This is a genomic window from Xenorhabdus sp. TS4, assembly GCF_014467265.1.
Taxonomy (GTDB): Bacteria; Pseudomonadota; Gammaproteobacteria; order Enterobacterales; family Enterobacteriaceae; genus Xenorhabdus; species Xenorhabdus ehlersii.
On the sequence record NZ_NKHQ01000019.1, the window covers coordinates 1 to 12,459 of the forward strand.

The following is a 12,459-nucleotide window of genomic DNA, read 5'->3' on the forward strand; positions in this document are numbered from 1 at the left end:
TTATCCTCTACCCAACAAAACACCCAAATGATAAAATCTTGTTGTGACATAGCCTTTTGTTCCTTTATTTCTCTTTGTTTGTCAACTTAAAGTTATAAAGGAGCGGCTATGTCATTTCAACTCACCATAAAAGTCGAGCATCGCGTTGTTATAGGTATAAAATGAAAAATTTTCAATATTATACTTGGTATTTTCAGAAACAAAAATCACTCTATGATTAGAGTCAATAAATCCGCCTGAAAAAGATAATTTCCATATACCTACGATCAGAAATTGCATAATAAACAATGCATTTTAATTAATGATCTTTTCAATACTGTTAAGAATAAATTTATTATTAATACAATACTTCTCTCTAGTTTTGGCATAATACATTCTAAGAGAAAAATAATGGATTATTTCAATCTTTATGATTGCCCTATCTATTATTCAGAACTAATTTAGGATAGCATCTGCGCCCTTTTTAAAATTTTCTACGATTAAATATGAGGAAACCTATGTTCATCGGTTTTGATTATGGCACATCAAATTGCGCAGTAGCAGAGATGATCGGAGATACGCCACAGCTAATTGCTATTGAGAATGATAACTTCTACATGCCTTCAGCTCTGGCGGCACCGACCAGAGAGTCAGTTTCTGAGCACTTATTTCGCCACTGGAATATCAAACCAAGTAATCAAACAGGTGAGCAATTACTTCGTAGCGCGATCACGGCAAACCGAGAAGAAGGTATTGAACTTTTGCCAGGTGATCTCATATTTGGACAAAAAGCATTAGCTCGATATTTGGAAGATCCTCAAGATATTTATTACGTTAAATCACCCAAGTCTTTTCTGGGTGCAATGGGATTAAGAGATACTCAAATCAGTTTTTTTGAGGATCTGGTTTGTGCCATGATGGCAAATATCAAACAACAAATAGAAACCAATAAACAGCAAACTGTCGAAGACGTCGTCATTGGCCGCCCAATCAATTTTCATGGACGTGGCGGCGATAAATCGAATCAACAAGCTGAGAAAATCTTACTTAATGCAGCAAAACGGGCAGGTTTTCGCAACATTGAATTCCAATTTGAACCAGTGGCAGCAGGCTTGGAATATGAGGCCACATTAACAGAAGATAAAACTGTATTGGTCGTCGATATTGGCGGCGGAACAACAGATTGCTCGGTTATTCAAATGGGGCCAAGCTGGCGAGACCTATCTGAGCGTAATGACAGCTTACTGGCACACACTGGTCAACGTATCGGGGGAAATGATTTAGATATTAATCTCACTTTTAAACAACTCATGCATCCTTTTGGATTAGGCAGCAAAGTTACCTCAGGTATTGACATGCCACTGACGCAGTTTTGGAACCCGATTGCCATCAATGACATACAGGCCCAAAAAGAGTTCTACTCTCGCCAGAATTTAACGGCATTAAAATCCTTGCACAGAGATGCTCAAGAACCTGAAAAACTCGCCCGCTTATTGAAAGTGCACCAAGAGACATTAGGATACAGCCTCGTTCGCAGTGCAGAGGAAGCCAAAATTACTCTTTCAGAGCAAGCTGAGTGCCGCGTTAAACTCAATCTATTATCAGAGATAATTGAAGTTGATATTCAACGTGATCAGATGATTGCGGCAATCGATGCCACTAAAGAGAAAATAGCAAAATTGGTTAGTGAAGCTGTGGCACAAAGTGGAACCCAACCTGATGTGATCTTTATGACAGGTGGCTCAGCCAGTTCCCCCATTCTGCGCCAGGCAGTTGAACAAAAATTACCGGGGATCCCGCTGGTTGGAGGTAATTATTTCGGTTCAGTAACAACGGGTCTGGCACGTTGGGCAAAAATTTGTTTTGCTTAATAAGCTAAGCAGGCTCAATATTATTGAGCCTGCCTTAATATTATCGACAATTTTTTCTCAGTCATATTCATCCAATTTAAATAATATTAATAAACTATTTATCTTCTCCTGTACTTTCCAGCCTTGTATTTGACAATCTGTTAGTATGAAAGAAAATCAAACGAGGAACATGAAAGCATTCTACATAATACAGATATTTCAATAAATGCACTCTCTTCTTTATAGCTATATTTTCTGGTTTTGTTGATGCTATTGCTGGAGGAGGATTAATACTAACCCTCGCTATGTTAATAGCAGGAGTCCCACCGATTGTAGCTGGCACTATGCATTAATTGACTCTATAGAATAGAGGGAGTATCGTGGCTCTTAGATAGCCGTAATCGCTAAAAGTGAGCTTCGATGTCCATCATCTTAATGTATTGATATTAAATCGAAAAGGTTTTACAGGCCCAACAATTGCAATATTTTGCCGACAGAAAATTAAAGCGGCTTTTTGGCAGTCAGGATTTTAAGAGGAAAATTATGAAAGCGATATTAAGCTTACCAATTTATCGGCAATACGAGCGATATTAAGACAGAAAAAAATAAAAATTTTTCATGTAATTATTCAACTTTACATTATAAATAACAATTTTATTGTGATTTCTTTTTCTTCACCTTGTGTTTTGTTTCAGATAAGCTTTTGACAAGTCTTGCCCGCAATTCAAAATTTTCAAATTGGCATCATAATTTTTAGAGATGTACAAATATAAAATATAATTTATTAAATTTTATATCATAAATCAATCTTATTTTTCCTCAGATTACAAAAGAGGATTTTATATACATATCATTTATATCATTCTTAGCCCCATAAATTCAGTCTGATCTGAAATGATGGGTGCATTAAGCATCCTACTTTAGAATGTATCTTTAATTACATATAAAATAAAAGGGAAACCATATGTATAAGAATTTTTTCAAGCCATTAAGAATATTTAACCTGTTAAGTTTTATTCTACTTACAGCAACGATTCATGGCTATGCTCAGCCTCAACCTTCTAATTTTGACCCATCTGATCCAGCCTATAATCATGTTAGCGTCTTCATTGAAGAAGAAACACTGCACACTATCCCTAGGCCATATTCAGCAGTACACCATTATGGACCTTTTATGCGTTATACCATAGATCCACAAATAACAATTCGTTTTAATATAGAAGGCGGTGAGAGTGAAGATATTCGTTTGCAACCTCTTGTTGATGAAGCAGCAACATATTGGAATGAAATTCTTGGAGATCAGGGCCTGACTATAGTACCATTTTCGTCAGGTGGTGGCATTCCAAATTTTATTATACAAACAGTTCCAAATTCTTATTTTTATGATGATTTTAATATGCAAAGTTCTATGGCAATTACATATGAAGCAGGTTATTCAGGATTAAGATATCTTAATAGCCACTACTCTTTTATTACATCGCCTGGAATATATGTTAGGCAAAGTGATGAAATAACTAGAGCAGAGTTACAACAATTAGAAACTAACTTTGGAACCAACAATAGGACAGTTTTACTAGAAAATTTCGTTTACACACTTATTCTCCATGAATTTGGACATGCAGTAGGGCTTTCTCATCCAAGAACAAGAACAAATGCAATTTCGCTTTATCCACCATCAAGCGAGAGATGGCATACTAATGATGAACTGGGTGTTGCCTCTCTTGAAACTTTACAAGATAGGCCACAGCCAGGTCTTATGGAAAATTATCAATTTGAATTTTTGCAAGCACTTTATCTTTATAATCAACCACAATATCAACACCTTGCAAGACACATGATCCATTTATCCGATGGTGAGAGGCGTTGGATCCGGGCCATGGTTTCTTGCACGCGTAGGTACGATCCACCTCCCCCCCGAGGAAAATAGAGAGCTGAATTCTAATGTCAATAATCAAACGTGTCCAAAATTTGTTTTTCTCAATCGGAAATATACCCGTAGAACAGCTTGAAATAATAAGATTTCTCAGTTTATTGATTATCAGATAACACGTTAATTTGGGGATAATTATGGCTGTAGTACCTAGGGGTTGTTGACGTTTTGTGTTCATCATTTATTCTACCCACATTGGCAGCCAGACAATAATAAACGCCAGTGCCAACATACTGGCGTAATTTCGTTCTAATTTATCGTATCTTGGTAACTGGTTACCAATCTGTTTGTACAGGTCGCGTTTTTTCGGCAACGGTAAAGACGTTGTCTTTATGCTGTTTGCGATCTGACCAATTGGTATTTTGCCCGTATTGGTGCTAGGCGGGAGATAAGATCTTTTTTTGATCTTGCGGATTGGTACATTAAAGTGAGGGTCATGCTCCCAATGATTAGATATTGTGATAAACTCCCTGCTTTTTATTATGGGGGAGATATGGCTAAAGTTGATGTGGTTTGTCGTTACTGTCATAAAACAGAAGAGGTCAAAGGGCATGGAAAAGGGCGTACTGGTCATCCCCGCTATCACTGCTATGCCTGCCGTAAAACCTTTCAACTGAACTATACCTATCAAGCCTGTCATCCCGGTGTGAGAGAGCAGATTATTGATATGGCAATGAATAACGCCGGTGTCCGTGATACCGCCCGTGTACTGAAGATAGGGGTTAACACCGTCATTCGCACGTTAAAAAACTCACCCCGAAAAATGTGACCCGCCTTCCCCTTGAGGGAAATGAAATCCAACTTATTTGTGACGTTGATGAACAATGGTCATTTGTGAGTAGTAAGAAAAATCAACGCTGGCTCTGGTATGCTTGGGAACCTCGCCTCAAGCGAGTTGTGGCGCATGTTTTTGGTGATCGAACTTCCTGAAGAAAAACATATTGTTGGAAAACATTATACCCAACGTATAGAAAGAACTAATTTGATATTCCGTACCCGTTTAAAAAGACTGAATCGAAGGACGATGGGCTATTCCAAATCAAAGGAGATACACGACAAGGTGATAGGGCGTTTCATCGAACGTGAATACTCTTCTTTATAGGGTGATCTAAATAGGGTGATCTAACTATTGGAGTCATGACCCCTCAGAGGGTGCCCTTACCACGGGGCGGCGCACTCGCGGGAAACGGCTCGTTTTCCGATTTCCATGCTGTCAGCAGCAGGTCAGTTAACACATTGATATTCACAAAGAATAAAGGCTTTGAGGTGATAAATTTCTGAGAGAGCTGTCACCTCGATGTCTTTTATCTATTTGATTAAAATATAAAAATCACGTAATTACCTGACAGTATGAGGTGTCGATGTCTAACGTCAGTAATCTGGAGGACGCCTACAACTGGAGTGTTGCCAAGATTGCTGAGGCGTTTGGCTTAAACTGCGGCACAGTCAGAAAACGGTTGTTGGAGACCAATGTCCCCATTGCTAATACGGTCAGGGGAAATCCTGTTTATGCCTTACGGAATAATGGGCGACTCTCTGGAGAGAATGAGGCACTGACAACTCAGCTATCAGAGAAAAACGCCATTATCACCACCCAACAAGAACGCATCCAGCGCCTCGCAGAACTAGACAAGACTCACACTCAGGAACTCGTCCATGCCAAGGCTGAAATTGACACTCTTCAGGCTGATGTTGCCGCTGGCCGTCGCAAGCTGCGCATCAAGGCCGTCTGTCCCTCCGTGTCTGAAACCGTTACCACCGGCGGCGTGGTCGATGGAACCCCCGTCGAACTCACTGGAGAAACTGGATCAACTGTTCTCGATATTCGAGAAGGCATCATCAACGACCGGGCAAAACTGAGATATTTGCAGGAATATGTTAAGGCTGAATGCAGAGGAAACAATGGAAAACCAACACCGTAAAATCACTGGCTACCGTGAATTAACCCAAGATGAAATTGATTGCATGAACAAGATTAAGGCGCTTGGGGAGGATCTGGATACGCTTTATGACTATCTTGTCATCACAAATACACAAACGGGCAATCACCAAATTGACATGCGTTGGCTGAACGAAGGCCGCACTGATCTACAAAAAGGGATTATGTGCTGGGTTCGTGCAGTGGCTCAGCCAACAACATTCTGACCAACTACCACCTCATAGCAAATGATGCTGAAGTGGCGGGACTAAATGCAGTGTCATTACGAGAGGACGGCGGGAATTTTGCCGTCCTACTCGATTTATCAATATGTTCAATTTGGTTAATTTATTGGTGGAATAAAGGGAGGCGGCGGTGGAAAAGGCATTACACAGTGCTCCCCTGTAGGTGTTAGAACGCATACAATACCATGCGATAATGCACTGGGAGTGTTAGCATAAGTTAGCATTGAAGCAAAAAGAGCCGAACCCGCCAACAGGTAAAGAAGAAGATATTTTTTCATTTTATTCACCTTATCTTACTGACTACAACAAAGACCAATTAACCTAATAAACTTATTTCCACCCAATAATAAGCGAATAATATTTAACAATTGATTAACGCTTGAAACTAAAACCAATATTTCTGTGTCCACTCCCTGAGTGGCTACAGGAATAACTCATGCCGCCACCCGTTCCCACTGCGTACCCAACGCACACGGGATGGTGGCATTTTTATTTCCGAGGCGCACCGAAAGCGCCTTTTAATTACACCGAACCTAACCCTATAGAAATGAACCCTCGAGGTAACCAGTTATGGCTGGCGAGCTATCGGTGGGCTGGTTTCCTATTTCGGCGAAGGTTCATTTCATAGAGCAGGTAATACGCGATGAGTAACATCATTCCATTTGAGTATGACGGTCAACCACCGAATCCATTCACGACCCGCAGCACCACAATAGCGTTTGGATTCCCGTTTGATGGCTCTTGCATGAGAATCACCATCCTCATAACCATTGAAGCATTCTGTATCAATAAAGGGCACACTGAGCAGCCTGACAAGCTGTCCGGCTTTTGGGATGCTCCCACCTTCCCGTTTTCCCTGAATTTTACCGACACCGTTAAACAGGCTGTAGGCACTGTTAGTTAGTACCATGCCATGATAATTTCAGTTCTTCGGGATCTCCTGTTCTTTTTCTTGTTCCATCGTCAGCAGGTAATCCCGACTGGACACTTTTTCAATATGTTGTCCGGCTTCTAATTTTTGTCTCAACCACTGTTCAATCTGGGGTTCCAAACTGCCTTCAGGCTTATCCAGTTGCTTCGCTATCTCTCCGTGGTTTTCCCATAAATCACAATACAGTGAACTGGTTAACACTTTCAGTCCGTAGGGAGAACGCAGCCAGACTGCCAGCAAGTGCTCACCCAATGTAAACGGGATTTCACTGTTACCTTCGTTACACGCATCGGGACGGCAAAACCGCATCAGTTGTGGACTGTCTATCACCAGTTCGGTGACGGGCGACAACATCAGTGACCAGTCGCTGGGAGTGAAGGCAGGCATCAATGCGCCCAATATTGTCAGAGGAATTTATGAGTTATCCCGGCTTGGCAGAACACCGGAAAGTATTGCTGTTTTGCTGAGAATGCCCCTCGATGCTGTCCAGCATACTTTGGTATGTGATACGCCGAAGAAAAAGCGGATTTACAAACAGGTCATGGATGCACCGAGACCGACTGAAAAAGCGATCATTAAACGTCTTTCGGCAGAGTCCAAGGAACAGCCATGAGCAGGCCGTCTGATTATTTGCCTGCGGGGTTACCCAAGAATTGGAGATGCTCAAACGCAATTGTGCATTGCGTAGACCGGGTAGAGAACCTTACGACGTGAATGAGTATCTCACAATGCTAATCCGAATAGATGACCGTTCATTAAAAAAACAAATGGTTGAGTTACAGCAACAATGTTGTGAAAAATGCGGTGAATCTTTACCCGTGACGGAATGCTGTTTTTCAGGTGAGGTCGCGTGTTGGAATACATGGGGCTGGCATGAACTGAAATTAACGCTATAAAGTGTTATTTCTGGCGTATCGTTGCATTTACAGATTGTCTCTGTCACATATATTAAAAGCCGAATTTAATGTAGGGGGAGTTATGGGACAATATCGGCACACAGTATCTAATGTCATGACGATGGCTAGTGATGAATTAATACAGAAAACAGTTCAATGGCACACTTATGATGAGGGTAAGTTTTATTGTTTTTTAGACGAACCGAAATACAAACCCAAATATAGGCTCAATATTGTGGGACACTCATCTCCCCCTGGTTCTTCAATATTATTTTGGGGAACAATGTTGCAGGCCCATGGAATGAATCAAGTGAAATTTTGTAGCACAGTTCATAAATTAGTTACTGGACTAAAAAACAAAGGACAAAATATTCAGAGTATCAGAATAATAGCTTGTTACTCTGGTACAAATGGGCTTGCTCAGTTATTAGCTAATCATCTCCATATGCCTGTTAAAGGTTGTTTAGGAGGGACGAGAATGAGCTCAACCGCTAGCTTACGTCCAAATCTTCATATAACTCGTTACCTTATTGATAAGCCAGATAGAGATAGTCAATATTTCCCAGAAGAGAGGGATAGACAATTGCGACATGATCCTGGCTATGGGCTGTATAGATGGTATGACCCTCAAACGCAGCAATCAGATTCAGACAGCGAATTTGATGCGTTTGTTAGTCAACGAGTACCAAGAGAAAATAGGCGGTAGCATAACGGATTGTAACTCGCTAAAATAATACCATCGGCCTGAACATCCGAACCTAAACTTATGCTGCTGTGCCATTACCTTAAGGGAACAAGAATGGCGCAGCATAGTTTTATCAAAATTTCCGCCGACACCCTACGGCCAGCTACTCCAGCGACCAGAGAATACCTGCATTTGAAAATCAAATGCGGCGATGTGTTGCAGGCTGATTTTAAGAAAGCCCGCAATCCCCGTTTCCACCGTAAATACTTTGCCCTGCTGAATCTCGGTTTTGAATATTGGGAACCCACCGGTGGCACGATTTCTCCCGAAGAAAAGGCTATTGTACGCGGTTACGTACAATTTCTGGCTCACTTCGCGGGTAGTGAAGATGCCTTGCAATCCGCCGCTGATGAATACCTTACGGGTTTATCCAAAAATCGTGCTCACAACATTATGAAGTGGGTGGCATGTATGGAAAAGGCTACGCAATGCGTAGCCTTGAATTCATGGGGGGTTATTTATTGCAGAGTATATATTCTAACAATAGCGATTCTTGCTACAGAGCTATTAAATCCCGTGGCTTGAGTGAGCGCCTCATTCTCCACCGCAATTAAAAAATCACTAACCCCACCCGTACTCCAATCAAAACCTAAAGCAATCTGCGAGTTAACCAGAACTGAGTTGTCACTACCAAGGCCGCTATAGGTAACAATATATTGATTCATGGATCGATCCTCCTCTTTATTTTGTCTAGCACACACTACAGCGGGTATTTTCTTTTTACTATTTGATTAATTAATCGCCTGTCATAAATTTCATTTAAAGCCATCCGTGACTTGGGGGTAATCAGTATATTTAGCTCTATCCCGAATTTCCTTGATACTCATACCAAATACATCGCGATGGTTTGCACACATCCAGCAAGAGCATAGGCAAGGTGTTCTGTAACATATCCCTGCTGATGTTTTATCAGGTTGACCACCAGCATTATTATACCTACCGCGTTTTACCTTTAAGCGGTACATGTGATGCCGTTTAACAGCGAGGCTTTTCTTCATAAATAAACTCACCCAATTGTTGCGCGACCGCATGATTATGCCGCCGCTTAATCGTGAGCTCTGAATGGATTGTTTTTCTCATAGTGAATATTAACGGTTGTGATTACTGATTATATCCCATAGCCAGTAACAGCCTCTTCCAAAAGGTCATTCCGGTAGTTAGACAAAATCTTTAGCGCAAAAGCGGTATTGTCGCAATCAGCCTCACCAATAGCTGCCAATATTGTCAGTTTTACCAGCTCAAATGACGCATTGAGTTCAAATCCATTAAGTATTAAGAAGATGCTCGTTGCCTGAAAAGCTATTCGTTTGTTTGCATCATTGAAAGCGTGTGATTTAGCTATCGCTATCAAGTACATAGCTGCAAATTTGAAAACATCTTCGCACCCTTCATAATCTCTCAATGTCTGGACACGAAATAAAGCACCCTCAAGTTTATTAACATCAGGCTCGCCGCCATTCGGAAGTGTTTTTCTCTGAATTTCAATAAGTTCTTCTGTTGAGAGAAATTGAATATCCATTATTTATCTTCCAATGCCTTTATAATATCTGCATATTTAGTTTGAGTATGCAGCAAGGCTTTCCTGAACGCTTCGGAACGAGCATCATCAATAGAGTTAGTTGCATCAGTAGGCTCACGCTTTGAATTATCAGCCTGTCTCGTTATTTTTTGTATGTCGTTAGCTTTTTCCATATACACCTCTTTTTCTGTATGTGTACAGATTAGCAGCACCAATAAGACAGTCAATGTATATAATGCAGAGCTAGTTACAAGCCATCCTTGGCTTTGCCCCATTAAACGCATGTGCTATATCAGGTGTTAGCACAAACAGGTGTGGATTTAGTTTGTCCCATGCATTCTTTAAGTGCGCTAAGTTCTTATGCAATGCATTAACGTTCCTGAGTTCAATTGAGAGATCCATGTGTATTTCTAGCTTTGGCAATTCTTCCCGGCCAAGAAATTCGCCTTCAATCGCCTTAGTTGCCAGATATTCTATCGCAGATGGGAGTTGGTCATGGGTTAGCTCATTTATATGACCTACCCCGAACTCATGATGAACCATCTGGAATAGCTTTTTATTACTGACTCCATACTTACCCATCAGAGTATTAACCAGTCCACAAAGAGGGGTGCGGTCTTGGGTTGTGGTTCCCTTCGCCTTAACTTCGCCAGTCGTCCAGTACTCATAAAGCACATCGTCGCACTCTTCCTGATAGCGGATTACTTTCTCACGGATTGACACTTTAACTTTATTGGGGCTGATTGTTGCTAACCAGCCAGCAAGTTTGCGGATGGCGAGTCAAACCATTGATTGTTAACCACCTTTTGTAGGTATAACGATTTCCGTGATACCTTTTGAAAAGCGAGTTTTTAACTTCTCTAACTGCGATTGCCAAGCTAGCCCCATGCCATCGACAATCTGCTTCATTGGCACATATGGCTCGCCGTTATAATTAACGACATATAGATCGGTGCCATAAAATGGAACGTTAACGCGATGCTCGACTTTTATGGTGAGTTGAAATGACATAGCCGCTCCTTTATAACTTTAAGTTGACAAACAAAGAGAAATAAAGGAACAAAAGGCTATGTCACAACAAGATTTTATCATTTGGGTGTTTTGTTGGGTATGGTTGAATACCTGACCTTATTGATCCGCAAAGATGATGCGGCGTTACGTCAAAAAATAGAAACACTGGCAGCACAGCAATGTGGAAAATGTGGTGATGCACTTCCGGTGACGGAATGTTGCTTCTCTGGTGAAGCCGCGTGCTGGAATACCTTAGGCTGGCATGCGTTAAAATTGTAATTGTGTGACATGTCACATTACTATCATGGGACCCGCTTTGCGGGTTTTTTAATGATTTCATTGCTTGACTTCATTTTTATCAATGCTAATATGACTTCAATATTTGAAGTCACGGTGTATTGGCATATGAACAAACAAGTTTCAGCGCTCCGAACGCGGCAGCAACGCACATTGGAACAGATCTTCAGAACGCCTGTATCTTCAGGAATTAAGTGGTCAGATATTGAATCCTTAATCAAGGCACTAGGTGGTGAAATAAAGGAAGGCCGGGGTTCGCGCTGTAATTTTTTGTTAAACGGGAGTATTGCCAATTTTCATCGTCCCCACCCGTCGCCAGAGACAGATAAAGGCGCTGTCGCTGGCTTGCGGGAATGGTTGGAAAGTATCGGAGTGACACCATTATGAGTAAACAACACACCAATGTGATGGAAATAGCCGGATTGTCGGCGGTTATCAGCTATGTGCCTGAAATTGGCATGTTTCGGGGAAAGTTTTTAGGCTTGTCAGGCTATTGTGATTTTGTGGCGGACAGTATCGCGGGATTGCACGCCGAAGGCAAACTGTCATTGAATGAATATCTGGACGATTGCCGCGCGGCTGATATTGAACCCTATCAGCATCGTGAGAAAACCAAAACATTTACCCTGCGTTATCCTGAATCATTTGGCGAACGTTTAAATCAGGCGGCCAGTGAGCACCATATTTCGGTTAACGCGTTCATTCTAGACACGTTGGATGAACGTCTAAGAAATGGCTAAAATCGCCGTTATTATTGCGTGACCTGTCACGAAGCTATCATTAAACCCGTTTTAATGCGGGTTGTTTTTGCTCTTCAATCATGGTTGCATAAAATCACCTACCCCGCGCATCAATTTGCAAGATCAAATCAGGATCTCACACCCCGCCTGGCACCAGTATTGGCGCCTCTGGAACGATCCCTTGCGGGTGCATAAAAAGCGACACATTTAGTGGGCAGGCGCGGCGGGGTCTCGACTGCGCGCGGCATCATATAATGGCGGGCCAAATTCAAATTTTCAAACGTAATTATTTCATATGAACCCATATTTCATGCAGGCAAAAAAAGACCGCCTCGCAGACGGTCGTATCATCTACGTGATATGGGTTAGTCGTTGTTGTCCGTCTCCAGCGAATAGCG

At 41.5% G+C, this 12,459-nt stretch carries 15 protein-coding genes and 4 pseudogenes; 13 read left to right on the forward strand and 6 right to left on the reverse strand.

Annotation, left to right across the window (positions count from 1 at the left end):
- The first annotated feature begins 497 nt into the window (after positions 1-497).
- Positions 498-1,850 carry a molecular chaperone gene (yegD, locus tag Xets_RS10395; RefSeq protein ID WP_099133743.1) on the forward strand — a complete coding sequence of 451 codons (1,353 nt, stop codon included), beginning with the start codon at positions 498-500 and terminating at the stop codon, positions 1,848-1,850.
- 943 nt (positions 1,851-2,793) lie between these two features.
- Positions 2,794-3,756, forward strand: a complete 963-nt coding sequence (locus Xets_RS10400) for a hypothetical protein (protein ID WP_187651604.1) — start codon at positions 2,794-2,796, stop codon at positions 3,754-3,756.
- A gap of 184 nt (positions 3,757-3,940) precedes the next feature.
- On the opposite strand, the pseudogene Xets_RS10405 reads toward Xets_RS10400, so the two are convergent.
- Positions 3,941-4,024, reverse strand: a pseudogene (locus Xets_RS10405) (IS5/IS1182 family transposase); the annotation flags it as partial.
- 228 nt (positions 4,025-4,252) lie between these two features.
- Here Xets_RS10405 and Xets_RS28660 point away from each other — a divergent pair.
- From Xets_RS28660 to Xets_RS10420, 4 genes and pseudogenes are all read left to right on the forward strand, one after another.
- Positions 4,253-4,528, forward strand: a complete 276-nt coding sequence (locus Xets_RS28660; protein ID WP_370588224.1) for an IS1-like element transposase — start codon at positions 4,253-4,255, stop codon at positions 4,526-4,528.
- 65 nt (positions 4,529-4,593) lie between these two features.
- Positions 4,594-4,861: pseudogene (locus Xets_RS28665) on the forward strand (IS1 family transposase).
- Between the two features lie 259 nt (positions 4,862-5,120).
- Positions 5,121-5,681, forward strand: a complete 561-nt coding sequence (locus Xets_RS10415) for a lysis protein (protein WP_255430599.1) — start codon at positions 5,121-5,123, stop codon at positions 5,679-5,681.
- Positions 5,662-5,904 (forward strand): hypothetical protein, encoded by a 243-nt coding sequence (locus Xets_RS10420; RefSeq protein ID WP_099133236.1) that lies wholly within the window; start codon positions 5,662-5,664, stop codon positions 5,902-5,904. The genes Xets_RS10415 and Xets_RS10420 overlap by 20 nt, the downstream gene beginning before the upstream one ends.
- Positions 5,905-6,544: 640 nt before the next feature.
- Here Xets_RS10420 and Xets_RS10425 read toward each other — a convergent pair.
- On the reverse strand, positions 6,545-6,832 hold the full coding sequence (locus tag Xets_RS10425) for a hypothetical protein (RefSeq protein WP_255430600.1): 288 nt from the start codon (positions 6,830-6,832) through the stop codon (positions 6,545-6,547).
- A 12-nt stretch (positions 6,833-6,844) separates the two neighbouring features.
- The gene (locus Xets_RS10430) at positions 6,845-7,240 is read right to left on the reverse strand and encodes a hypothetical protein (RefSeq protein ID WP_255430601.1); all 396 of its coding nucleotides are present in this window, start codon (positions 7,238-7,240) and stop codon (positions 6,845-6,847) included.
- Between Xets_RS10430 and Xets_RS10435 the strand changes: the two genes are divergently transcribed.
- The 4 genes and pseudogenes from Xets_RS10435 to Xets_RS10450 all read left to right on the forward strand — a co-directional run bounded on the left by Xets_RS10435 (position 7,227) and on the right by Xets_RS10450 (position 9,019).
- A complete protein-coding gene (locus Xets_RS10435; RefSeq protein WP_187651605.1) occupies positions 7,227-7,466 on the forward strand; it encodes a hypothetical protein in 240 nt (79 codons plus the stop codon). The genes Xets_RS10430 and Xets_RS10435 overlap by 14 nt on opposite strands.
- Positions 7,467-7,500: 34 nt before the next feature.
- Positions 7,501-7,749 (forward strand): annotated as a pseudogene (locus tag Xets_RS10440) (hypothetical protein); the annotation flags it as partial.
- 82 nt (positions 7,750-7,831) lie between these two features.
- Positions 7,832-8,455 carry a hypothetical protein gene (locus Xets_RS10445; RefSeq protein WP_187651607.1) on the forward strand — a complete coding sequence of 208 codons (624 nt, stop codon included), beginning with the start codon at positions 7,832-7,834 and terminating at the stop codon, positions 8,453-8,455.
- Between the two features lie 93 nt (positions 8,456-8,548).
- A complete protein-coding gene (locus Xets_RS10450; protein WP_255430602.1) occupies positions 8,549-9,019 on the forward strand; it encodes a DUF1367 family protein in 471 nt (156 codons plus the stop codon).
- Positions 9,020-9,602: 583 nt separating this feature from the next.
- Here Xets_RS10450 and Xets_RS10455 read toward each other — a convergent pair.
- From Xets_RS10455 to Xets_RS10465, 3 genes and pseudogenes are all read right to left on the reverse strand, one after another.
- On the reverse strand, positions 9,603-10,013 hold the full coding sequence (locus Xets_RS10455; protein ID WP_222941563.1) for a type II toxin-antitoxin system death-on-curing family toxin: 411 nt from the start codon (positions 10,011-10,013) through the stop codon (positions 9,603-9,605).
- The gene (locus Xets_RS10460; RefSeq protein WP_187651608.1) at positions 10,013-10,186 is read right to left on the reverse strand and encodes a hypothetical protein; all 174 of its coding nucleotides are present in this window, start codon (positions 10,184-10,186) and stop codon (positions 10,013-10,015) included. The genes Xets_RS10455 and Xets_RS10460 overlap by 1 nt, the downstream gene beginning before the upstream one ends.
- Before the next feature lie 70 nt (positions 10,187-10,256).
- A pseudogene (locus tag Xets_RS10465) lies at positions 10,257-11,024 on the reverse strand (phage antirepressor N-terminal domain-containing protein).
- Positions 11,025-11,117: 93 nt separating this feature from the next.
- Between Xets_RS10465 and Xets_RS10470 the strand changes: the two are divergent.
- The 3 genes from Xets_RS10470 (at position 11,118) to Xets_RS10480 (ending at position 12,061) form a co-directional block, all read left to right on the forward strand.
- Positions 11,118-11,303 (forward strand): hypothetical protein, encoded by a 186-nt coding sequence (locus Xets_RS10470; protein ID WP_187651609.1) that lies wholly within the window; start codon positions 11,118-11,120, stop codon positions 11,301-11,303.
- Between the two features lie 126 nt (positions 11,304-11,429).
- Positions 11,430-11,708, forward strand: coding sequence for a type II toxin-antitoxin system HicA family toxin (locus tag Xets_RS10475; RefSeq protein ID WP_187651623.1), 279 nt, complete (start codon positions 11,430-11,432; stop codon positions 11,706-11,708).
- On the forward strand, positions 11,705-12,061 hold the full coding sequence (locus Xets_RS10480; RefSeq protein WP_099133748.1) for a type II toxin-antitoxin system HicB family antitoxin: 357 nt from the start codon (positions 11,705-11,707) through the stop codon (positions 12,059-12,061). Before Xets_RS10475 ends, Xets_RS10480 begins: the two co-directional genes overlap by 4 nt.
- Positions 12,062-12,459 lie beyond the last annotated feature (398 nt).

Excerpts from the sequence above, each read along its gene's own strand:
- Xets_RS10420 (WP_099133236.1), top strand. The coding sequence starts at position 5,662 with ATGGAAAACCAACACCGTAAAATCACTGGCTACCGTGAATTAACCCAA.
- Xets_RS10430 (WP_255430601.1), bottom strand. The coding sequence starts at position 7,240 with ATGCCTGCCTTCACTCCCAGCGACTGGTCACTGATGTTGTCGCCCGTC.
- Xets_RS28660 (WP_370588224.1), top strand. The coding sequence starts at position 4,253 with ATGGCTAAAGTTGATGTGGTTTGTCGTTACTGTCATAAAACAGAAGAG.
- Xets_RS10445 (WP_187651607.1), top strand. The coding sequence starts at position 7,832 with ATGGGACAATATCGGCACACAGTATCTAATGTCATGACGATGGCTAGT.
- yegD (WP_099133743.1), top strand. The coding sequence starts at position 498 with ATGTTCATCGGTTTTGATTATGGCACATCAAATTGCGCAGTAGCAGAG.
- Xets_RS10400 (WP_187651604.1), top strand. The coding sequence starts at position 2,794 with ATGTATAAGAATTTTTTCAAGCCATTAAGAATATTTAACCTGTTAAGT.
- Xets_RS10415 (WP_255430599.1), top strand. The coding sequence starts at position 5,121 with ATGTCTAACGTCAGTAATCTGGAGGACGCCTACAACTGGAGTGTTGCC.
- Xets_RS10480 (WP_099133748.1), top strand. The coding sequence starts at position 11,705 with ATGAGTAAACAACACACCAATGTGATGGAAATAGCCGGATTGTCGGCG.
- Xets_RS10475 (WP_187651623.1), top strand. The coding sequence starts at position 11,430 with ATGAACAAACAAGTTTCAGCGCTCCGAACGCGGCAGCAACGCACATTG.
- Xets_RS10425 (WP_255430600.1), bottom strand. The coding sequence starts at position 6,832 with ATGGTACTAACTAACAGTGCCTACAGCCTGTTTAACGGTGTCGGTAAA.
- Xets_RS10460 (WP_187651608.1), bottom strand. The coding sequence starts at position 10,186 with ATGGAAAAAGCTAACGACATACAAAAAATAACGAGACAGGCTGATAAT.
- Xets_RS10455 (WP_222941563.1), bottom strand. The coding sequence starts at position 10,013 with ATGGATATTCAATTTCTCTCAACAGAAGAACTTATTGAAATTCAGAGA.
- Xets_RS10450 (WP_255430602.1), top strand. The coding sequence starts at position 8,549 with ATGGCGCAGCATAGTTTTATCAAAATTTCCGCCGACACCCTACGGCCA.